General features: G+C 66.4%; 16 protein-coding genes. 9 read left to right on the forward strand and 7 right to left on the reverse strand.

The window, feature by feature from the left end:
* Positions 1–285 precede the first annotated feature (285 nt).
* Both prfB and lysS read left to right on the forward strand, forming a co-directional pair.
* Positions 286–1,384, forward strand: a protein-coding gene (gene prfB / locus EDC29_RS09550) for a peptide chain release factor 2 (protein ID WP_123140238.1) whose coding sequence is annotated in 2 segments (ribosomal slippage) — positions 286–360 and positions 362–1,384 — 1,098 coding nt in all. Because the reading frame shifts where the segments join, the coding sequence is not laid out codon by codon here.
* Positions 1,385–1,400: 16 nt separating this feature from the next.
* Complete coding sequence (lysS, locus tag EDC29_RS09555; RefSeq protein WP_132229591.1) at positions 1,401–2,930, forward strand: lysine--tRNA ligase; 1,530 nt, start codon at positions 1,401–1,403, stop codon at positions 2,928–2,930.
* A 17-nt stretch (positions 2,931–2,947) separates the two neighbouring features.
* Here lysS and ygfZ read toward each other — a convergent pair whose 3' ends face one another.
* A complete protein-coding gene (ygfZ, locus tag EDC29_RS09560) occupies positions 2,948–3,988 on the reverse strand; it encodes a CAF17-like 4Fe-4S cluster assembly/insertion protein YgfZ (protein ID WP_223805962.1) in 1,041 nt (346 codons plus the stop codon).
* 220 nt (positions 3,989–4,208) lie between these two features.
* On the opposite strand from ygfZ, the gene EDC29_RS09565 reads away from it, so the two are divergent.
* Complete coding sequence (locus tag EDC29_RS09565) at positions 4,209–6,041, forward strand: RNB domain-containing ribonuclease (RefSeq protein ID WP_132229593.1); 1,833 nt, start codon at positions 4,209–4,211, stop codon at positions 6,039–6,041.
* Positions 6,042–6,171: 130 nt separating this feature from the next.
* Here EDC29_RS09565 and mepK read toward each other — a convergent pair whose 3' ends face one another.
* Positions 6,172–6,699: a peptidoglycan L,D-endopeptidase MepK gene (mepK, locus tag EDC29_RS09570; protein ID WP_123140242.1), complete on the reverse strand. Its 528-nt coding sequence runs from the start codon at positions 6,697–6,699 to the stop codon at positions 6,172–6,174.
* Positions 6,700–7,441: 742 nt separating this feature from the next.
* On the opposite strand from mepK, the gene EDC29_RS09575 reads away from it, so the two are divergent.
* Positions 7,442–8,134, forward strand: a complete 693-nt coding sequence (locus EDC29_RS09575; protein WP_165913479.1) for a lytic transglycosylase domain-containing protein — start codon at positions 7,442–7,444, stop codon at positions 8,132–8,134.
* Between the two features lie 24 nt (positions 8,135–8,158).
* On the opposite strand, the gene EDC29_RS09580 is transcribed toward EDC29_RS09575, so the two are convergent.
* On the reverse strand, positions 8,159–8,380 hold the full coding sequence (locus EDC29_RS09580) for a hypothetical protein (protein ID WP_062276091.1): 222 nt from the start codon (positions 8,378–8,380) through the stop codon (positions 8,159–8,161).
* A 108-nt stretch (positions 8,381–8,488) separates the two neighbouring features.
* On the reverse strand, positions 8,489–9,343 hold the full coding sequence (locus tag EDC29_RS09585) for a pentapeptide repeat-containing protein (protein ID WP_132229595.1): 855 nt from the start codon (positions 9,341–9,343) through the stop codon (positions 8,489–8,491).
* 177 nt (positions 9,344–9,520) lie between these two features.
* On the opposite strand from EDC29_RS09585, the gene EDC29_RS09590 reads away from it, so the two are divergent.
* The 4 genes from EDC29_RS09590 (at position 9,521) to EDC29_RS09605 (ending at position 13,773) form a co-directional block, all read left to right on the forward strand.
* Complete coding sequence (locus tag EDC29_RS09590) at positions 9,521–10,798, forward strand: bifunctional O-acetylhomoserine aminocarboxypropyltransferase/cysteine synthase (RefSeq protein WP_132229597.1); 1,278 nt, start codon at positions 9,521–9,523, stop codon at positions 10,796–10,798.
* A gap of 36 nt (positions 10,799–10,834) precedes the next feature.
* Positions 10,835–11,746, forward strand: coding sequence for a bile acid:sodium symporter family protein (locus EDC29_RS09595; protein ID WP_132229599.1), 912 nt, complete (start codon positions 10,835–10,837; stop codon positions 11,744–11,746).
* A gap of 441 nt (positions 11,747–12,187) precedes the next feature.
* A complete protein-coding gene (gene msrP, locus EDC29_RS09600) occupies positions 12,188–13,114 on the forward strand; it encodes a protein-methionine-sulfoxide reductase catalytic subunit MsrP (protein WP_132229601.1) in 927 nt (308 codons plus the stop codon).
* Positions 13,114–13,773 (forward strand): protein-methionine-sulfoxide reductase heme-binding subunit MsrQ, encoded by a 660-nt coding sequence (locus EDC29_RS09605; protein WP_132229603.1) that lies wholly within the window; start codon positions 13,114–13,116, stop codon positions 13,771–13,773. Before msrP ends, EDC29_RS09605 begins: the two co-directional genes overlap by 1 nt.
* On the opposite strand, the gene EDC29_RS09610 is transcribed toward EDC29_RS09605, so the two are convergent.
* Positions 13,725–14,054 carry a hypothetical protein gene (locus EDC29_RS09610; RefSeq protein ID WP_123140248.1) on the reverse strand — a complete coding sequence of 110 codons (330 nt, stop codon included), beginning with the start codon at positions 14,052–14,054 and terminating at the stop codon, positions 13,725–13,727. The two genes, EDC29_RS09605 and EDC29_RS09610, sit on opposite strands and share 49 nt — an antisense overlap.
* A gap of 1,070 nt (positions 14,055–15,124) precedes the next feature.
* Between EDC29_RS09610 and EDC29_RS09615 the strand changes: the two genes are divergently transcribed.
* Positions 15,125–15,784: a class I SAM-dependent DNA methyltransferase gene (locus tag EDC29_RS09615; protein ID WP_123140249.1), complete on the forward strand. Its 660-nt coding sequence runs from the start codon at positions 15,125–15,127 to the stop codon at positions 15,782–15,784.
* A gap of 266 nt (positions 15,785–16,050) precedes the next feature.
* Here the strand turns inward: EDC29_RS09615 and EDC29_RS09620 are convergent, their stop codons facing one another.
* Both EDC29_RS09620 and EDC29_RS09625 read right to left on the reverse strand, forming a co-directional pair.
* Positions 16,051–16,572: an REP-associated tyrosine transposase gene (locus tag EDC29_RS09620; protein ID WP_123140250.1), complete on the reverse strand. Its 522-nt coding sequence runs from the start codon at positions 16,570–16,572 to the stop codon at positions 16,051–16,053.
* A 221-nt stretch (positions 16,573–16,793) separates the two neighbouring features.
* Positions 16,794–20,699: a tetratricopeptide repeat protein gene (locus EDC29_RS09625; protein ID WP_132229605.1), complete on the reverse strand. Its 3,906-nt coding sequence runs from the start codon at positions 20,697–20,699 to the stop codon at positions 16,794–16,796.
* Between the last annotated feature and the right edge of the window lie 140 nt (positions 20,700–20,839).

Here is a 20,839-nt window from a genome sequence, read left to right on the forward strand (position 1 = left end):
GGCTGATGACAGGACCGATCTCGGGGTCTGAGTGGCGCGAAGACTGCATGTTGGCGAGCGGCTCTAGATGACCCCGGAGATCGATGCCGGAGAGCGTCGCCCGGGTGCCGTTCCATGAGGGGCGGGGCGATGCGACCGCTGTGCGCCGCGGCCGCTGTCGGTGTGTGTACGTTGGTGGTCGATCGCGGCCTGCGGTGTCGGCGCTCGCCGGGCAGGCCGGTTCCGGGGTGGCGTTGGCTGGCGCTGAGGAATTATCATTAGACGTTTTACCCGCTGGAGCGCCGCATGCTCGATATCAATCCGATCGCCTCGCAGATCAATGACCTGAAGGGACGCCTGCAGTCCCTTAGGGGGTATCTTTGACTACGATGGCCGTCAAGAACGCCTGACCGAGGTCCTGCGCGAACTCGAGGACCCCGACGTCTGGAACGAGCCCGATCGCGCTCAGGCACTCGGTCGTGAGCGCGCCACCCTGGAGGCGGTGGTGGTGACCATCGATGAACTCACCTCGGGGCTGGCCGACGCCGATGACCTGCTGGCGATGGCCGTCGAGGAGGAGGACGCCGACACCGTCGCCGCGCTCGAGGCCGATCTCGCCGGTTACGAGGCCCGGGTCGCCGAACTCGAGTTCCGTCGCATGTTCTCGGGCGAGATGGATGCCAACAACGCCTTCGTCGACATCCAGGCCGGATCCGGCGGCACCGAGGCCCAGGACTGGTCGGAGATGCTGTTGCGGATGTATCTGCGCTGGGGCGAGCGTCGTGGCTTCAAGACCGAGCTGATGGAGGCATCGGCCGGCGAGGTCGCGGGCATCAAGTCTGCCACCATCAAGTTCGAGGGCGAGTACGCCTTCGGCTGGCTGCGCACCGAGACCGGCGTGCACCGCTTGGTGCGCAAGTCGCCGTTCGACTCGGGCAACCGCCGTCACACCTCGTTCGCCTCGGTGTTCGTCTCCCCCGAGATCGACGACACCGTCGACATCGAGATCAATCCGGCGGATCTGCGCATCGACGTCTATCGCGCCAGCGGCGCCGGCGGTCAGCACGTCAACCGGACCGAGTCGGCGGTGCGTATCACCCATAACCCGACCGGCATCGTCACCCAGTGCCAGAACGACCGTTCGCAGCACAAGAACAAGGATCAGGCGATGAAGCAGCTGCGCGCCAAGCTCTACGAGCTGGAGATGCAGAAGCGTCAGGCCAGTCAGCAGGCGCTGGAGGACAGCAAGTCCGACATCGGCTGGGGCAGCCAGATCCGCTCCTACGTGCTCGACCAGTCGCGGATCAAGGATCTGCGCACCGGCGTCGAGATCGGCAACACCCAGTCGGTCCTCGACGGTAACCTCGACCCCTTCATCGAGGCCAGCCTCAAGAGCGGCCTGTGACGACCCGGAGACCCAGATGACCGAACAGGCACAACAGCCCGCCGTCGACGCCGACGAGAACAAGCTGATCGCGCAGCGGCGCGAGAAGCTCGCCGCGCTGCGCGAGGCGGGGGTGGCCTTCCCCAACGACTTCCGTCGCGACGCCCTCGCCGCCGACCTGCTCGAGCGTTATGCCGAGGTCGACGGCGAGGCGCTCGAGGCGCAGCCGGTGCGCGTGCGCCTCGGCGGCCGACTGATGAGCCGCCGGGTGATGGGCAAGGCAAGCTTTGTCCACATCCAGGACATGAGCGGACGCATCCAGCTGTTCGTGCAGCGCGACCAGCTCGGTACCGACGCCTATCAGGCGTTCAAGCGCGACCTCGACCTCGGCGACATCCTCGGCGTCGAGGGCGTGCTCTTCCGCACCCGCACCGGCGAGCTGTCGGTCAAGTGCGACAGCGTGCGCCTGCTGACCAAGTCGCTGCGTCCGCTGCCGGAGAAGTTCCACGGCCTCACCGACATGGAGAGCCGTTACCGCCAGCGCTATCTCGACCTGATCATGAACGCCACCACCCGCGAGACCTTCCGGGTGCGTACCGCGATCGTGCAATTCATCCGCGAGTATCTCAACGCCCGCGGCTATCTCGAGGTCGAGACCCCGATGATGCAGGTGATCCCGGGCGGCGCCGTGGCGCGTCCCTTCATCACCCATCACAACGCGCTCGACATGGACCTGTTTCTGCGCATCGCCCCCGAGCTGTTCCTCAAGCGACTGGTGGTCGGCGGTTTCGAGAAGGTCTACGAGATCAACCGCAACTTCCGCAACGAGGGGCTCTCGACCCGGCACAACCCCGAGTTCACCATGCTCGAGTTCTATCAGGCCTATGCCGACTATCGCGACCTGATGGATCTCACCGAGGCGATGCTGCGGGCGATGGCCGAGCGCGTGCTCGGGCGTACCACCATCGACTACCAGGGCGCGAGCTACGACTTCGGCAAGCCGTTCGCGCGGATGACGGTGCGCGAGGCGATCCTCCACTTCAACCCCGAGCTCGGCGCCGCCGACATCGATGATCTCGATGCCGCGCGTCGCGTCGCCGAGGGGATGGGTCTCGCGGTCAAGCCGGGCTGGGGCCTGGGCAAGGTGCAGATCGAGCTGTTCGAGCACACTGCCGAACACCAACTGATGGACCCGACCTTCATCACCGAGTACCCGACCGAGGTCTCGCCGCTGGCGCGGCGCAACGACGCCAACCCCTTCGTTACCGACCGTTTCGAGTTCTTCGTCGGCGGGCGCGAGCTGGCCAATGGCTTCTCCGAGCTCAACGACGCCGAGGACCAGGCCGAGCGCTTCCGCAAGCAGGTCGAGGAGAAGGAGGCCGGGGATCTCGAGGCGATGTACTACGACGCCGACTATGTGCGTGCGCTCGAGCACGGCATGCCGCCGACCGCGGGCGAGGGCATCGGCATCGACCGGCTGGTGATGCTGTTCACCGACGCCCCGTCGATCCGCGACGTGCTGCTGTTCCCGCACATGCGTCCCGAGGGGCGCGGTTCGGCGGCCTGAGCTACCGAACCGCCTCCTCAGGCCGCGGGTTCGAGGGCATAGGGCAGGGGCTGAACCTTCAGCACCGGCCCGTGCTCGCCGAGCCGCGCCTCGCCATGCTCGGCGATCGCGATCTCGAGGACCACCAGCAGTTCGTAGCGCCCGGCGCCGTGTGGCGCGGCGTCGACCACCCGACCGCTGGCCTGACCCGAGCTGCTCGCCGCCGCGAACAGGACGTCGCCCGGCTGCGGCGCCGGCGCCTCGGCCGGCTCGAGGGTGAGGGTGGCGCGATACATGCGGCGCTTGAGTTTGCCCAGGTGATGCATCCGGGCGACGACCTCCTGTCCGGTGTAGCACCCCTTGTTGAAGCTCACCCCGTCGATCAGTTGCAGATTGAGCATCTGCGGGATGAAGGCCTCGGCGGTCCCGGCATGGACGCTGGGCAGCCCGGCGCGGATGTCGAGCCGTCGCCAGATCGCGCCGTCGCTCGGTGTGGCGTGCGCGGCCAGCGCCTCCCACAGCCCGCGCGCACGTTCGAGCTCGGCGAGCAGCAGATAGCGTGGTGTGGCGTCGGGCAGGGCGATGACCGCAACCCCGTCGCGCTGCGCGAGTCCGTTGGCGTGCGCCGGCACCGCCAGCTCGAGCCGTTCGAGCAGCGCCGGCGCCTCGGTGCCGGCCAGGCCGAGCACGACCAACTGGTCGCCGGCGGCCTCGAGCCGCACGCGGCTACGCAGCACATAGCGCCGCAGATGGGCAAGCGTCGTCTCGATGCGCTCGGCGGGCAGCAGCAGCGCCCGGATCTCGTCGAGCGCGATCAGCCGGCCGCAGGCCAGTACGCGTCCCTTCTGGGTACAGAGCGCGGTGAGCTGGGTGTGCTCGGCGGAGAGTTCGCGTACATCGTTGGTGAGTTGCCCCTGGAGGAAGTCCGCGGCATCCTCGCCCCGGGCCAGCAGGACATCGAACTGGGTGAGCGCGAACAGTCGGCATGCCTCGCCGGTCGGGTGTTCGGGAAAGTGCGCCTGACCGAGATCGTCGAACCGGGCGCCGTGTGCGTCGAGAAAGTCTCGCCATTGCGTCATCATCAACCCCTGCCTTGGGAACCTTCGGTTGCTGATTGGGAACTTGCCAATCCTTATGCGACCGAAGCGTGCCCGAGACAACCCCGGCGGCTTGCATGCCGCCCGGGAGACGGTCGCGCCGGGCGACCGTCTTCGCCATCGTCGGCACCCACAACCCGAAGCCAGCAGGGAGCCTGCGCGCTCGTTCGTGCGGCCCCGTCCATATGGAGAGATCAGCCCCTTGTCGAGATATCAAGCGACCCCGCCCGTAGACAGTCTGGTGCTCTACAAGACCCATCCGGCCCGCGTCCTCGGCGTCGGCGACAAGATCGAGATCCAGCTCGACGGCGGCAGTACCAAGCGCGTGCGTCCCAAGGACATCGTGCTGCTGCATCCGGGGCCGTTGCGTTCGCTCGGTGAACTCGAGACGCGCCCCGAAGGCGCGGTGGAGGACGCCTGGGAGCTGCTCGAGGGCGAGCAGACCACGCTCGAGGATCTCGCCGAGCTGGCCTTCGCCGAGTTCACCCCGGTGACGGCCTGGGCAAGCTGGTTGCTGGTTGCCGAGGGGCTGCGTTTCTGCGGCACCCCCGAGTCGATCGCGGTGCGCTCGCGTGCCGAGGTCGAGCGCGATCGCGCCGAGCGCGAGGCCAAGGCCGCCGCCGAGCGTGACTGGAAGGCCTTTCTCGAGCGCATGCGTGCGGCCACCCCGACCGCGGAGGATCGCGGACGACTCGCCGAGGTCGAGCGGCTGGCGCTGGGGCAGACCGAACGCAGCCGTATCCTCGAGGCGCTCGGTTATCCGCAGACCCCGGAGCACGCCCATCGCGCGCTGGTCGAGGTCGCCTACTGGCCGGCCAACCACAATCCCTATCCGGCGCGCCGCGGCGTGCCCGGGGAGGACGCCGCGCTCGCGGTGCCGGCGCTGGACGAGGACGAGCCGCGGCTCGATCTCACCCATCTCGAGGCCTTCGCCATCGACGACGAGGGCAACGAGGACCCGGACGACGCCCTGAGTCTCGATGGCGAGCGGGTCTGGGTCCACGTGGCCGATGTCGGTGCCCTGGTCGCGCCGGACGGTCCGCTTGATCTCGAGGCGCGCAGCCGGGGTGCCAACCTCTATCTGCCCGAGGGCATGGTCAAGATGCTCCCGCCCGAGACCACCACCCGGCTCGGGCTCGGGTTGCAGCCGGTCTCGCCGGCGCTCTCCTTCGCCATGCGTTGCGACGAGCAGGGCGAGCTGCACGACATCGAGGTCCATCGCAGCTGGGTCAGGGTGCAGCGCCTGACCTATACCGAGGTCGAGCGACGCCTCGATGAGGCGCCCTTTGCCGCGTTGCGCGCCACGATTGCGCGTTTTCATGCCCGTCGCCAGACCAATGGCGCCACCCGACTGGCGTTGCCCGAGGTCAGTGTGCGTGTCGAGAACGGCGAGGTGCGGATCCGCTCACTGCCGCGGCTCGAGAGTCGCGAGCTGGTCACCGATGCCATGCTGATGGCTGGCGAGGCCGCCGCGCGGCTCTGTCTCGAGCACGGCCTGGCGATCCCCTTCGCCACCCAGGCCGCACCGGATCCGGCCGAGGAGGCCAGCGACCTGGCGAGCATGTATGCGCGCCGGCGCTGCTTCAAGCCGACCCGCTTGCTGTGTGAGCCCGATCTTCACGCCGGCTTGGGGCTGGCGCTCTATACCCGCGCCACCAGCCCGCTGCGTCGTTATTCCGACCTGCTGGTCCATCAGCAGCTGCGGGCCTGGCTCGCCGGCGCGACGCCGCTCGATCGCGAGCAGGTGGTCGAGCGGGTCGCGCAGGCGGAGCTGGCCGCCGCTGCGGTGCGCCGCGGCGAGCGACTCTCCAATCAGCACTGGAAGCTGGTCTATCTGCGTAACAACCCCGGATGGCGGGGCGAGGGCGTGGTGGTCGGTCTGGAGGAGCGCAGGGCGGTGGTGCTGGTGCCCGAGCTGGCGCTGGAGGCGCGGATACGGACCCGTGAGCGGCTGGCGCTCAACGACACCCTCAAGCTGGCGCTCGCCGATGTCGATCTGCCCGAGCTGAACGTGAGTTTCCGCGTGCTCGGTTGAGCTGTCGCGGCTTCGGGTATACCCTTGCGAACTTTGTGGCTTACTGCCGGGGCGTGGAGCGCCCCCGGCGGGCGGTCTGCCGGCGGCGCCCGTCCCCCTCGGGGGCGAGCGCCGTCCGGGCTTCGTGGCCTCAGGCGCCCCAGCGACGCACCGTGCCGGTGTCGAGATGGACGAAGTTCGAGCGCGGGTAGTAACCGACACCGCCACGACCGAGCGCGACGGCGGTATCGCGCAGATGGCGGATGGAGAGGTCGGGGAAGCGGACGTCGACGGCCTGTCCGGTCATGTGCAGGCTCTTCTTGGCGACGCCGCGCGAGGTGCGGCGCAGCATCGCATTGGTGCGGGGCGAGCGGTAGGCGCTGAGGATCTGGTAGGTGGCGTCGGGGTCGCCGAGACGCAGCTTGACGTCGTAGAGGATGTCGAAGAGTTGCGGGTCGATGGCGACGATGTCGTCGGTGCGGAAGTCGCGGAAGAAGTGATTGAGCTTGTTCAGCGCTGCGCGTTGGTAGCGATCCCCGATGCGATAGGTGACGGCGATCTTCTCGTCCGTGTGCATGTGGTGCAGGGATAGCACCCGCGGGCGCTCGCTCGGCGACTTGGCCAGTACGGGCGCAGCTGCGGTCGATAGGGCGAGCCCCAGGAAATGGCGTCTGTTCATGTTCCCCCCCGGTACATGATGTTCAACGGATTGTATGGCGAAGATTTTTCCCTAATGCATCCAGCGTGAACGCATGACGTGTAAATGACGGCATTGCGTTCGACAGTGGTGCAGCTGGGAGCGGGCGAGCAGCCCGAAGTGACGTCGACATCCTGTGCATGTGCCCGCTCCATGGGGTTTTCATTATATCCATGCGGCCGATTGAGTCAAATGGAGATTGCCAAATAATGATTATTTGAGAACCTGAGAAATAACATTAGGTGTTATTGGTAAGGTCTTGTTGTTGTTTTTTCTGTTTTTGGGTTTTAATAAATGAAGTGATTTGTTAATTCAGGTACTCGAATCTACTCGAAGTTCTTTTGCTCGTCATTTTTGAAGCTTTTTTGAGTTTCGCTTTGTTGTCTCAAGTTGCTGTTTTTGATGGTTTTGAGGAATTGCTTTAACAGCTTTTTGAGTTGATGTTGTTTCTCTCATTCTGCATGATTTCTTTTTTGGTTTTCTGACAGGTTTTTCGAAGAATATTTTTTTGCGCTTTGCTGTTTTTCATTCGCTGGAGAAGTCGTGGTTGAATGGCGGTGAAGATTGTTGTTTCATGACTGAAACGCGCAGAGATCCCTGCCATCCGGCTCGGGGACTGAACGTCAACCCAGGTGTGGCGACGATGGTCGTCGGACTCACTTCAGGGAGGCGCATGATGTCGGCGCAACGCATTGATAAATCAGCGCGCGTGAAGGTGTGGCAGATGCTGTTTGGTGCCTTCGGCGGGGGTGTTTGGCTGCTGTGCTGGGGGGGCGTGCCGATCGCGATGGCCGACGTCTACAAATATGCCGACGCACACGGCAACGTCTATTTCACCGATGTGCCGCTCAAGGGTGGACAGTACCGCTTGCAGTGGCACCGTGAGTCCGGTCAGCTCGCCGAGGAGAACCGCTCCAGGTTCTCGCAGCTGCAGATCGAGCGCTCGCCCAGGGGCGAGTCCAAGCCGCTCAGCCGCTCATTGCGGGCCCGGCGCGCGCGCTACGAGGCGTTGGTCTCGGCCAACGCGCGCCGTCACGGACTCTCGCCGGCGTTGCTGCACGCGGTGATCCGCGCCGAGTCGGCCTATGATCCGCGCGCCGTCTCATCGGCGGGCGCCCAGGGGCTGATGCAGTTGATGCCGGCCACGGCGGCGCGCTACGGCGTCGCCGACAGCTTCGATCCGGCCGACAACGTCAGCGGCGGCGCGGCCTATCTGCGCGATCTGCTGGATCTCTTCGACAACGACCTGCGTCTGGCCCTGGCCGGCTACAACGCCGGCGAGGGTGCGGTGCTCAAGCACGGGCGCAAGATCCCGCCCTATGCCGAGACCCAGGCCTATGTGCGCAAGGTATTGCAGTATCTGTGGGCCGAGCGCCCGGTGCACGTGACCATCTCGAGCGTACCGGGTGAGGACTGAGGTGGACGGCCAGCGGCGCTGTGCTCAGTCCTCGCCGATGACGCGCTCGTCGCGCGGGGTCGAGAGCAGTCGCTCGGCCTCGGCCTGCTGGGCGGCGAAGATCAGCCGGTAGTCGACGCCCGGCGGGGCCTCTGCGGCCTGGCGGCGGCTGCGCACCAGGGCGCGGGCGTCCTGGTAGTGCTCGAAGGTGTCGAGGTGTTCGAGCTTGAGCGGCTGCTGGGTGATGCTGTAGACGAAATACGGCATGCGGGCACTCCTGATACCGCCATCGGGCGGCTCGATCCCTGTGGGGTGGCGTTCGAGTGTATCGCAAAGTCGGGCGCCGGTGGATCGCCGCCGGCGCCCGTATCGGGCTCAGCGCAGGTTCTTCTTGTAGGAGGGCACCTGGGCGTTGCGCGCCTTGGAGACGTTGGCGAATTCCAGGGTGACGCTCGCCAGCTCCACCCGGGTGAAGTCGGCGCCGGTGAGATCGGCGCGATGGAGGATGGCGCCGCCGAGCACCGCATCGGTGAGATCGGCGTCGGTGAGATCGGCGTAGCGGAAGTTGGCGTCCTGCGCCGAGGCATGGCAGAGCCGCGCGCCGCGCAGATCGGCGCCTTCGAGATTGGCGAGATTGAGCACGGTGAAGCCGTCGCTGAAGGCGCTGCCGAGATCGGCCTCGCAGAGCCGGGCGCGGGTGAGGTTGGCGTCGTTGAGATGACTGTCGCGCAGATCGGCGCCGCTGAGATCGGCCTCGGCGAGGTTGGCCTTGATCAGGAGCGCGCGATGGGCGCGCACCCGGACCAGGTTGGCGCCCTGGAAGTCGGCGCCGCGCAGGTCGGCATGGGCGAGGGTGGCCCCGGCGAGATCGGCCTGGCGCAGCTCGACGTTGCGCAGGTCGGCGCCGCTGAGATCGGCCCCGGCCAGTCGTGCGGCGTTGAGCATCGCCGCGCGCGACGGGCGCTCGGCCCCGAGCCGGGCGCGCGTCAGGTTGGCCTCGGCGAGATCGGCCGCGCGCAGCTGCGCGCCGACCAGGATCGCCTCGCGCAGGCAGGTCCCGTGCAGCCGGGCGCCGACCAGATCGCTGGCGCTGAGGTCGGCGCCGCTGAGATCGAGCCCCGAGAGATCGGCGCCGTCGAGCCGCATGTCGCGCAGGTCGGCGCCGACGAGAGTGTCGCGCTCGATTTCCGCCAGCACCTCGCCACTGTCGCGGTGTCTGATTTCGATCATGCCGGGATCTCCTCCTGGTCCTTGTCGTTGTTGGGTGGGGCCGGGGTCGTTGACGCCTCCCGCGCCGACCCGGGCCGATCGACAGCCTGTCGATCACGCGGATAAGATTCTCGGTTCGGCGACCGATGGCGGCCGTCGCTCGTGGGCGATTCACGAGACCATTCAACAGGAAGCGCCATGAAACTCGAAACTCTTGCCATTCATGCCGGGTTCGAACCCGATCCCACCACCAAGTCGGTGGTGACCCCGATCTACCAGACCACCAGCTACGCCTTCGACGACACCCAGCACGGCGCCGATCTGTTCGACCTCAAGGTCCCGGGGAATATCTACACCCGGATCATGAATCCCACCACCGACGTGCTCGAGCGTCGGGTCACGGCGATGGAGGGTGGGGTCGGTGCGCTGGCCTTCGCCTCCGGCATGTCGGCGGTGACCAACGCCATCTTCACCGTGGCCCAGGCTGGCGACAACATCGTCGCCGTCTCGCGGCTCTACGGCGGCAGCTACAACCTGTTCGCCCACACCCTGCCGCGGCTCGGCATCGAGGTGCGCTTCGCCGAGCCCAACGACATCGCCGCCATGGATGCCCTGGTCGATGCCAAGACCAAGGCGGTGTTCTGCGAGTCGATCGGCAATCCCGCCGGCAACGTCGCCGACGTTCAGGCGATGGCCGACATGGCCCATGCCCACGGCGTGCCGCTGATCGTCGACAATACCGTGCCCTCGCCCTATCTGCACCGTCCCTTCGAGCACGGCGCCGATATCGTGGTCCACGCCCTGACCAAGTACATGGCCGGTCACGGTACCACCATCGCCGGGATGATCGTCGACTCCGGCAAGTTCCCCTGGGCCGAGCACGCCGAGCGCTTCCCGATGCTCAACCAGCCCGATCCGTCCTATCACGGCGTGGTCTACACCCAGGACATGGGCGAGGCGGCCTTCATCACCCGCGCCCGGGTGGTGCCGCTGCGTAACATGGGGGCGGCGCTCGCGCCATTTAACAGCTTCCTGGTGCTGCAGGGCATCGAGACCCTGGCGGTGCGCATGGACCGTCACTGCGAGAACGCCCTGGCCGTCGCCCAGTATCTCAAGGACCACCCGCGCGTGGCCTGGGTGCGCTATGCCGGTCTGCCCGACAGCCCGGACTACCCGCTGATCCAGCGCTACATGGATGGCGGCAAGGCCAGCGCCATCCTCTCGTTCGGCATCAAGGGCGGTCGCGATGCCGGTGCGCGCTTCATCGACGCGCTCAAGCTCACCGTGCGGCTGGTCAACATCGGCGACTCCAAGACGCTCGCCTGCCACCCGGCCACCACCACCCACCGCCAGCTCTCGCCCGAAGAGATGGCGCGCGCCGGGGTCAGCGAGGACCTGATCCGACTCTCGGTCGGCATCGAGCACATCGACGACATCATCGCCGATCTCGATCAGGCCCTGGCCGCCTCGGCCTGATCCGTTCGGCCCCGCGCCCGGCGCGGGGTCCCCGTCATGGATCGAATCACCACGCTGTTTCCGCTCTGGGCGCTGGCCGCAAGCCTGCTGGCGCTCACCTTTCCAGACCCCTTGGCCGCGCTCAAGCCCGGTATCGTGCCGCTGCTCGGGGTGGTGATGTTCGGCATGGGCGCGACCCTGAGTCCGGGCCAGTTCAGCGCGGTGTTGCGTCGCCCCGGGGTCATCGGCCTGGGCGTGGTCCTGCAATACCTGCTGATGCCGTTTGCGGCCTGGGCGATCGGACTCGCCCTCGGTCTGCCGCCGCAACTCCTCGCCGGGCTGGTACTGGTCGGCGCCGCCCCCGGTGGTACCGCCTCCAACGTCATCTGCTATCTGGCGCGCGGCGATCTCGCGCTCTCGATCACCCTGACCACGGTCTCGACCCTGCTCGCGGTGGTGCTCACGCCCGTGCTCACCCTGCTCTATGTCGGCGAGCGGGTCGCGGTGCCCGCCCTCGACATGTTCTGGTCGATCCTGCGCATCGTGCTGGTGCCGGTCGCCCTCGGGGTGCTGGTCAACCGGCTGCTGGGGGCGCGGCTGGCGATGTTCGAGCGGGTCTTCCCGCTGATCTCGGTGGCGGCCATCGTGTTCATCATCGCGGTGATCGTGGCGCTCAATCACGACCAGCTCGTCACCCTCGGGCCGCTGGTCGCGCTCGCCGTGGTGCTGCACAACCTCACCGGATTGAGTCTGGGGTATACGCTGGCGCGCCTGCTGGGGCAGGGCGAGGCGCGGGCGCGGACCCTGGCGATCGAGGTCGGGATGCAGAACTCGGGGCTCGCCGTGGCGCTCGCGATCAAGTCCTTCTCCGCCGCCGCGGCACTGCCCGGTGCGCTGTTCTCGATCTGGCACAACCTCTCCGGCGCGCTGCTCGCCGCCTGGTGGTCGCGGCGGCCGCCTGGGGCTTGAACCGCGAAGAGACAAAATCTTCAACCACGAAGACACCAAGGGCGCAAAGGGGTTTTAAGCCTCCGGCCTCCAGTCGTCAGCCGCCAGTGGGAGCTGTACTCGACGGTAGCGCGATCTTCAATAGGCCCGCTGTGCCTTGCGCCAGTGGTTGAGGACAGACCGCCACTGGCGGCTGGAGGCTGATCGCTGGAAGCTCTTTCCCCCTTCGCGTCCTTTGTGTCTTTGCGGTTTGTTGATTATCAACGGCTTGTAAATGTTTGATGATCCTAGATCGAGGATGAGGGCTTGCGCGGAGGCGGTGCTTGCCCCACCTCGTGGGAATCCTTCCATCGGTCGTCGGATCGCTCGAAACCACTGCTCTATGGGTGTCTAACCCCTTGGCGGGGTGGGCGTGGCGGGGGCGTCGGCGGCGGGTGGGTGACGACCCGAGGAGTCTCCGTCATGCTGATTCGCAAGCCTGCCGATATCCCGTCCTCCGAGATCACCCCACCGGAGGTGTGGCGTGCGCGTCGTACCTTCATCCAGGGCGCCGCCCTGGGCGTGGGCGCGGCGGCGCTGGCGCCGCTCGGTGCCGTCGCTGCGGCCTATCCGCGTCCCGGCGAGGACGAACCCCTGACCCCGCGTGAGTTCGTCACCGGTTACAACAACTTCTACGAGTTCGGGACCGACAAGGGGGACCCGGCGGCGCATGCCCATCGGCTGCGCACCCGGCCCTGGTCGGTGGTGGTCGACGGCGAGTGCGCGCGTCCCGGCGAGATCGGCATCGAGGACATCCTCAGCGGGTTCGATCAGCAGGAGCGCATCTATCGGCTGCGTTGTGTCGAGGCCTGGTCGATGGTGATCCCCTGGCTCGGCTTCCCGCTCGGTGAGCTGCTGGCACGTTTCGAGCCGACCTCGCGGGCGCGCTATGTCGCCTTCGAGACCCTGTTCGACCCCGAGCAGATGCCCGGTCAGCGCCGTCGGGTGCTCGACTGGCCCTATCGCGAGGGGCTGCGTATCGACGAGGCGATGCACCCGCTGACGCTGCTCGCCACCGGGCTCTATGGCGAGACCCTGCCGAACCAGAACGGCGCGCCGCTGCGTCTGGTGGTGCCCTGGAAGTACGGCTTCAAGAGCATCAAGTCGATCGTGCGCATCCGCTTCACCGCCGAGCAGCCGCCGGCGACCTGGAACAGGATGCAACCCGACGAGTACGGCTTCTATGCCAACGTCAATCCCGCCGTCGACCATCCGCGCTGGAGCCAGAAGAGCCATCGCATGATCGGTGGCGGCTGGCTGGCCAAGCGGCGCGAGACCCTGCCGTTCAACGGCTATGCCGAGGAGGTCGCCGGGCTCTATGCCGGCATGGACCTGAGGCGCTTTTACTGATGACCGGGCGCGACTGGGTGGCCTGGGCCAAGCCCGGGGTCTTTCTGCTCTGTCTGCTGCCGCTGGCGCTGACCCTGGCGCAGGGGCTCGGTGGTGGGCTGGCGCTGGGGGCCAATCCGGTCGAGACGCTGCTCCATCGCAGCGGGCTGTGGACCTTGCGGATGCTGCTGCTCACCCTCGCGCTGACCCCGCTCAGTCGCGCCCTCGGGCGGCCCTGGCCGATCCGGCTGCGGCGCATGCTGGGGCTGTTCGCCTTCTTCTACGGCATGCTCCATCTGCTGGTCTATCTGTGGCTCGACCGCGCGCTCGATTGGCCGGTGATCGTCGAGGATCTGACCGAGCGGCCCTACATCATCGTCGGCATGGTGGCGCTGGTGCTGATGAGCGTGCTGGCGCTGACCTCGACCCGTGGCTGGCAGCGTCGGCTGCGGCGCAACTGGAAGCGGTTGCACCGCGTCGTCTACCTGATCGCGGTGCTCGGGGTGTTGCACTTCCTCTGGCTGGTCAAGGCCGATCTGCGCGAGCCGCTGATCTATGCCGTCATCCTCGGCGTGCTGCTGGCGCTGCGGCTGCCCTGGGGGCGTTGGCGGCGCGCCTGGACTCAGTCGGCTCAGTCGGCTCCGGCGGTGGCGCGGCGCTCGGCGAGTTCGTCGCGATAATCGAGGAAGTCGAGCAGGTGTGCGCCCAGCCGGGCGTCGATCTCGCCGGCTTCGGGTTCGTGCTCGGGCTGGTCGCGATGCCGATAGGCCAGATCCGGGGCCACCATCTCCAGGGTGATGTAGGCGAACAGGCTCTCGGCGACCAGGGTCGCGGCCCGGCAGCGCCATTCCGGCTGGTCGCGATCGAGTCGAGCGAGCCGTTCGGGTTCGATGGTGCCGGTCTGCAACCGGGTCCAGTCCTCGATCAGTTGGCGGGTGGGGGCGTCGGTGGTGTCGTGCATGGCGTCTGGCTCCGGGAACTGAATCGGCCAGTCTAGGGATGCCTCCGGGGAGGGTAAACCCCGGACCCCGTCCGGGGTGGAGGCCGATGTCCGAGGCGAGGTGTTCCCGCGTGGCTGTGAATGGTCTTCTGATCCAGCCTCTCAGGGGCCGAGGCGCTCTTGTGTTCGCGCTCTTTACGTGTTCCGCGCCGATCTTTCCATGCGCGTGACTTTTTCGGTTTCGAATCTTTTTGATTGTTTTTTATCAGGGTCTTATGGCCATTTTGCGGGGGTTCTTGAGAAGTCTTTGCTTGTGTCGCTTCGTTTTATCGGTATCATAAAAAACACAAATCAGCTTCACGGTGCCATGCTCTCACCAAGTCGGTGGGTGTTGCGGGGATGCCTGTTTCGACCCCTGTGATGGCGTGACAGGACAGGGTGATCGCGGCCAGTCCCCGCGCACCATCTACGCCGGAATCGGACATGCGCCGGTTGATCGGATCGCCCAGGTCACTGGCGTGAAGCTGTACCGTCTTTTCGTTCAACCGAGGACGCACGCGGGAGCGCCATCGCGCTTCCGCTGATGATCCGGCGGCTCGGTCATCGCCGATGATCGCCGGGACGTCCCGTCTCCATTCGCGCAGCAGTGCGCGTATCCGCCGCGTGGCGTGTCTGCCCGACTCAGGTCTCGGGTCCATGCCTCGCGATCCGCCGACAGGTCGCCGCGCCGCCCAGTGGCGTGGCCCTCGGCCCCCGACGCCGCCGCATGCGGCGTCTCGCGCGAATCTCGCGCCTCGTGCCCACCCGCGAATCGGGTGGCCAGCCAATGTCAATCGTCGCTCGGCGTCAGCGCGTGGTCTTCGGTCCACGCCATGGAAGCGCGCGTGTCCAACGGACCGCGCGATGCGGCTGCGCGCGCCGTCGCGATGTGTCGACCGTTGCAATGTGTTGGGGAGAGCCCCCTGACGAAATGAAGTGAGGCCCGTCATCCGCGATGCTCAGGACGTGGGTACGCATTGCTCCTCACCCGTGCGAGGCAATCACCACGGCGAGTGCGCTTCTCGTGCTTGCCACAACACCACGGAGAGACCATGACCGACTCCAAGTCCATGAATCAGGCCGATCGTGATGTCAGCAAGCTGATCGGTGTGACCGCCGCCAAGCTCGACGAGCTCGAGCAGTACTACGACAGCTGGTCCGAGACCTACGAGGACGACCTGACGTCGATGGGCTACGAGGCCCCGCGCCTCGCCGCCGAGGCGATCAAGTCGCACCAGATCGACCCCGCGCAGCCGATCCTCGACGCCGGTTGCGGCGTGGGCCTGACCGGGCTGCACCTGGGCAAGCTCGGCTACACCGCGATCACCGGTGTCGACTACTCCCCCAAGTCGCTGGAGAAAGCCGAGGCGCGCAATTGCTACGCCGAGCTGGCGCGCGTCGATCTCAACAAGCCGCTGGACTTCGCCGAGAACCACTTCGCCGCCGCCCAGTGCATCGGCACCCTGACCTATATCGACAACATGGCCGGGCTGATGCGCGAGTTCCATCGCGTGGTCAAGCCCGGCGGTATCGTCCAGCTCAGCCACCGTGTCGACCTCTACGACGACGCCTACAGACAGGCCCTCGGCGCGCTCACCGACCAAGGCCACTGGACCCATGTCCATCACTCCGAGCCCCAGCCCTACATCCCCGGCCACCAGGACTTCGGTGACGACCAGGCGATCATCTTCGACATCTTCCAGGTGAAGTAAGCGTCCCAGGCAATTGATTCGCAAAGGCCCGTGGCCGATGTCCGGCATCGGTCACAGGCCGCCGCATCGCGTTCGCGATCGGCGTGTGCCGGTCTTGCCGCTGCTCCTTGATTGCTGGCGCGTACAGGGTGGGCACGTTGCACTTTGCCCACCCGGCGAACGATGGTGCGTGGACCCTTGTAGGCCGGGCAACGCGCAGCATGCCCGGCGTCCCGAACCTTCATGTGTCGCGGTAACGGATCAGCCTGCACCGGGCCCGACCGACGCTAGGAATCCCAACCAAGATCCTCCGGCGCCTCACCACCCCAGTCCGGGCCGTATAACCCGGCCCTCACGCAGCGCCGAAAGGAGCTATACGGCCAATCGCGCGGCGCGGCGCAGTAGCCGTGCTTGACGGGGTTGCCATGCACATAGTCCATATGTCGCCGCCAGTCCCGCTCATCACGGATGAGATGCTCCCAGAAACGACGTTGCCATACCCCTGTCTCACGACATCGTTGCCGCGATGGCGAGGTCGGCTGGGAGTCGAGGGCGGTGGAGAAACAACGCTTGATATGCATCCAGCGCGTCGAAAAGTCCGCGTCCCCCTCGGGCAGCCGCCAGATGGTGTGCAGATGATCCGGCAACACCACCAATGCATCGATTTGGAAGGGACGTCGCGCCATCCCCATGCGCAAGGCCCGGCGCAAGGCATCGATGTGCGCGACCAGCAACGGGCGTCGTCCCTCGGTCACCACGGTGAAGAAATAACAGCCCCCGGGTTGGAAACAGCGGCGGTAGTCGGCCATCCGAATGCTCCGAACCTCTATGACATCTTGGCTCGTCCGTAAGGTTACCCCGTAGGCTGGGCAAAGCGTAGCGTGCCCAGCAAGGCGAAGGCGTCATGTGTCCGGTGCTCTGATCGCCTCGATCGGCGCTCATTCGTCCCCCGCGGGGCCTCGGTCGCTGGCGCGTACAGGGTGGGCACGCTGCGCTTTGCCCACCCTACGGGAGAGTGCGGGAGAGGCGATCAGGGGGCGGTATCCTGGTCGCAGGTCAGACCATGGTGTTGCAGGATCTGTTCGATCTGTCCGGCCTCGGGAATACGTATCTGCCGCGCGGCGGACAGGGCGATGCAGAGCAGCCTGTTGGCCGAGGCGCGATCGGTGGGCGCGTTTCGTTGCAGCAAGGTCAAGGCTATGTTTGCGCGACAGACAAGCAATGAACGGACGTCGCCGAGTCTTTCGTAGACGGGGAGTTGTTCTGCTGTGCGGATGCGCAGCGCCTCATCGAGGTTTCCGCGCGCCTGAAGGATATCAGCGATCTTGCCCTGGGTGACGGTCTTGGAGCGGAGGTCGCCGAGTCTTTCGAAGACGGGGAGTTGTTCTTCTGTGTGGATGCGCAGCGCCTCATCGAGGTTTCCGCGCGCCTGAAGGATATCAGCGATCTTGCCCTGGGTGACGGCCTTCTCGCGGACGTCACCGAGTCGCTCGTAGATGGGTATTTCTTCTTCAGTGCGTATGCGCAGCGCCTCATCGAGGTTTCCGCGCGCCTGAAGGATATCAGCGATCTGGCCCTGGGTGACGGCCTTGGAGCGGGCGTTGCCGAGTCTTTCGAAGGATGGGAGAACTTCTTCCGTCAAAATGTGCAGCGCCTCATCGAGGTTGCCGCGAGCCTGAAGGATGTCAGCGATCTGGCCCTGGGTGACGGCCTTGGAGCGGGCGTCGCCGAGTCTTTCGAAGGCTTGGAGAACTTCTTCCGTCAAAATGTGCAGCGCCTCATCGAGGTTGCCGCGAGCCTGAAGGATGTCAGCGATCTTGCCCTGGGTGACGGCCTTCTCGCGGACGTCGCCGAGTCTTTCGAAGACGGGGAGTTGTTCTTCAGTGCGGATGCGCAGCGCCTCATCGAGGTTGCCGCGAGCCTGAAGGATGTCAGCGATCTGGCCCTGGGTGACGGCCTTCTCGCGGACGTCGCCGAGTCTTTCGTAGACGGGGAGTTGTTCTTCAGTGCGGATGCGCAGCGCCTCATCGAGGTTTCCGCGCGCCTGAAGGATATCAGCGATCTTTCCCTGGGTGACGGCCTTGGAGCGGACGTCACCGAGTCTTTCGTAGACGGGTAGTTGTTCTTCTGTGCGGATGCGCAGCGCCTCATCGAGGTTTCCGCGCGCCTGAAGGATATCGGCGATCTGGCCTTTGGCTATCGTCGCCTCCCGCTCTTGACCGGCGGCTTCGAAATCTTTCGCGGCAAGCTTGAAACAAGCCAATGCCTCATCATGAGTGCCCTTGGTCTGAGCGCGGCGCCCGAGGTGGACGTGGATGAATGCCGCATCGACGCCTGCGTAGCGATCGGCAAAGCGCTCTAGGGTTTGGTCGAGCCAATCTCCCTCACTCAAGCGGATGGCGTAATCGAGCGCGATGGTCATCAATCCGATCGATGGGGTGAATTGTGCGTCCTCAAGTCGCTTTAGTGCGGGTTGCAGGAGGTCGAAGAAGACCGACTTGGGTGTCTCCTGTGCGGTTGCGAGGAGCCAGCGCGCCTCGGCCTCGGCGATCGGGTCCAGACGTTCGGGTGGGGTGTCCGGGGTGAGTCGCGCGAGCCGCGCGAGTTCGAGCGCCCGGGGGCCGGGTGAGACCCTGCCCCGGCGATCGCTCCAGCACGGGAACAGGGCATTGAGCGCGGCGGCGGCGAGATGGGGGCGGCTCTCGTCGCTGGGTGCCTGGACCAGGGGACGGGCGAGGGGATCGACGGCACCCTGTGTGGACCCGTCGATGTGGCTCCAGTCGCTGATCAGCCCGAGGTTGCACAGTCGGGTGAAGGCCTGCTCGGGCTCGCTGATGCCAGCGGCCTTGCCCACCGCGATGAATGCCGACAGCGGGATCGGCAGGCGCAGGTCGGCGTCGAACAGGGTGGCTGCGCTGAGCATGTGCGCCTGCTCTTCACTCAGGGCCTCGCGATATGTCTCGAAGGCCATGCGACGGAAGAAGGCGAGGAGTGCGTTTTCGTCCTTGTCCTCCGGTCGCTCGCCGGTGCGGTGATAGTGCGCGATGGCGTTGAGTGCGGCCTCTGCGACGGCGGTCTCGCCGCCGAGAAGCGGGCGTAGCAGGTCGGCGAGTAGACCGGGATTCCCCTGGGCGAGGGTCTCGGCGCGCTGTTGGTGGGGTTGTGTCTGCTCCAATCTCTTGTGGTCGAGCGTGCTGTGGCGGGCGAGCGCCGCTCGCTGTTTATGGGTCTGGCCGCTGTCGAAGGGCTGGAGTGCGATGCGTTCCAGCCTTTCCGCAAGATTACGCCCTCGGTCGTTGGGCAGGGTGAAGTGGTAACGGCTGGTCAGCAGGAGTCGTGAGGCGGTGCGGGCGCGCGCGAAGGCACCGAGGACGGCGCCGAGCATGGCGCGATGATCGGCGCTGACCGGGGTGAGTGGTTGTTCGGGCGAGGGGGCGTCGAGGATACGTTCGAGGTCGTCGATGATCAGCAGCACCGGCTGGGTATCGAGCGGGCCTTCGAGGAGAGCTTCCAGGGCATCGCCGAGGATCTCGGGGTGCTCGGTGACGGCAGAGCGCCACTGTGTGCGCAATGCCTGACGATCGACGGGAGGTGTCTTTTCGATCAGTCGGTCGAAGACGGTCAGTGCATCGTAATGCTTGAAGATCACGCAGGTAGTCAGCTCGGTCATGCGGTTGGCGATGCGCGCGGCCAGACTCGATTTGCCGAGACAGCCCATGCCGTGAATCAGCAGACCCGCCGATGCTCCCTCGCGCAGGTGTCGCAGACCTTTTTGAAGCTGGCGGCGGCGACCAACGAAGAGACCGTGACCCGCGACCGGGATCTGTTCACGCTCTGGGTCGAGGAAGGCCCTGTCGTCGGCTTGGATGCGGGGATGCGCCGAGCCGGTCTTGTCGATCAGCGCGGTGCCGCCGGTTGCCCCCAGATAGACCCGTGCCAAGTGCCAATGTCGCCCGTTGTGGGCGTCCGAGTCTTGCGCTGCGATTAGCTCGGCCCGGGCGTGGGCCGCCGCCTGGACGACGGAGCCGTAGTTGGCGAGCTGGGCGTAGAAGGCGCGGGCGAAGCGGATGGCGTCCTGGTCGTTGACCGAGCCGTCCCAGCCGAGGACGTTGGCGACGCCGGCACGGATGAACGCCTGGGTCAGCGGATCGTGCTCGGTTGGCCGACGGGCGCTGAGACAGGCCGAGAGAAAGATCAGCGGGATGCGCTCGGCGCCCCCCAGCGCCTGGATCAGTGTGCCGGCGGGGGTGAGGGCGAGTCCTCCCACCTCGTCCTCGAGCGCGAGGAGTGGCCGTTGTTGTTGATCGATGGTGCCGTGACAGGAGAGATGGAGGACCTCGTAGTCGCCCTCGCGCTGCATGCGTTGGCCGAGCTCCTGGGCGGTGCCGGTCTCTTCCACCAGCAGGTGGACCTGCAGTTTGTCGGTCGCCTTGAGGATGGCGGCCTCCTCGCCCTCGTAGTCGAGCGACTGCGCGCCTTCGGGGTCGGCGGCCATGAACATCATTCGAAGGTTGGAATGGCGTGGCGCGGGCGGTGCCGTGGCGGCGCGCCCGAGCCGCCGGGCGAGGTCGTAGCGTTGATTCTGGTCACCGGCGAGGTGGCTGCCGTCCGGGCCGGCCAGCAGCTCCCAGGGGGCGGCGAGCAGGGCCTTGCCGAGTGCCGTGTCGGCATCCTCGACCTGGATCTCCAGCGCCCGTGGTCCTTGACCGCGTGCCCAGGCCGAGGCCCAGCCGTTGGCATCGAGCCAGGCGAAGAGTTCTCGACCGATCGTGAGCAGGGAGGTGTCGTCACTCTGCTCGACCGCGCGGGCATAGCGCGCGGCCCAGTCGTTGAGTCGGGTCTCGGCCTCGCCGCCGTCGCGACGGAGTTCTTCGGGGCTGCTGCCGGGTGCGCGGCAGAAGAGCTCGCGACCGATGATCTGGATGGATGCCTGCATGGCGGGCCTGCTCCTTGCCGGGGACGGCACTGCGGGTGTCCAGTCGCCCGAGCATAACGCAACCGCGCGGGTTGGCGTAGCCCGTCGACCGCCTTCCACCCGCTTGCGCTATCATGGGGTTCGATCCCGTTCGTGTGCCG

This window comes from Marichromatium gracile, from assembly GCF_004343155.1.
GTDB lineage: Bacteria > Pseudomonadota > Gammaproteobacteria > Chromatiales > Chromatiaceae > Marichromatium > Marichromatium gracile.

What these genes read in the sequence shown, in the direction of transcription:
- lysS (WP_132229591.1), top strand. Translation starts at nt 1,401, where the DNA reads ATGACCGAACAGGCACAACAGCCCGCCGTCGACGCCGACGAGAACAAG.
- ygfZ (WP_223805962.1), bottom strand. Translation starts at nt 3,988, where the DNA reads ATGACGCAATGGCGAGACTTTCTCGACGCACACGGCGCCCGGTTCGAC.
- mepK (WP_123140242.1), bottom strand. Translation starts at nt 6,699, where the DNA reads ATGAACAGACGCCATTTCCTGGGGCTCGCCCTATCGACCGCAGCTGCG.
- EDC29_RS09575 (WP_165913479.1), top strand. Translation starts at nt 7,442, where the DNA reads ATGCTGTTTGGTGCCTTCGGCGGGGGTGTTTGGCTGCTGTGCTGGGGG.
- EDC29_RS09580 (WP_062276091.1), bottom strand. Translation starts at nt 8,380, where the DNA reads ATGCCGTATTTCGTCTACAGCATCACCCAGCAGCCGCTCAAGCTCGAA.
- EDC29_RS09585 (WP_132229595.1), bottom strand. Translation starts at nt 9,343, where the DNA reads ATGATCGAAATCAGACACCGCGACAGTGGCGAGGTGCTGGCGGAAATC.
- EDC29_RS09590 (WP_132229597.1), top strand. Translation starts at nt 9,521, where the DNA reads ATGAAACTCGAAACTCTTGCCATTCATGCCGGGTTCGAACCCGATCCC.
- EDC29_RS09595 (WP_132229599.1), top strand. Translation starts at nt 10,835, where the DNA reads ATGGATCGAATCACCACGCTGTTTCCGCTCTGGGCGCTGGCCGCAAGC.
- msrP (WP_132229601.1), top strand. Translation starts at nt 12,188, where the DNA reads ATGCTGATTCGCAAGCCTGCCGATATCCCGTCCTCCGAGATCACCCCA.
- EDC29_RS09605 (WP_132229603.1), top strand. Translation starts at nt 13,114, where the DNA reads ATGACCGGGCGCGACTGGGTGGCCTGGGCCAAGCCCGGGGTCTTTCTG.
- EDC29_RS09610 (WP_123140248.1), bottom strand. Translation starts at nt 14,054, where the DNA reads ATGCACGACACCACCGACGCCCCCACCCGCCAACTGATCGAGGACTGG.
- EDC29_RS09615 (WP_123140249.1), top strand. Translation starts at nt 15,125, where the DNA reads ATGACCGACTCCAAGTCCATGAATCAGGCCGATCGTGATGTCAGCAAG.
- EDC29_RS09620 (WP_123140250.1), bottom strand. Translation starts at nt 16,572, where the DNA reads ATGGCCGACTACCGCCGCTGTTTCCAACCCGGGGGCTGTTATTTCTTC.
- EDC29_RS09625 (WP_132229605.1), bottom strand. Translation starts at nt 20,699, where the DNA reads ATGCAGGCATCCATCCAGATCATCGGTCGCGAGCTCTTCTGCCGCGCA.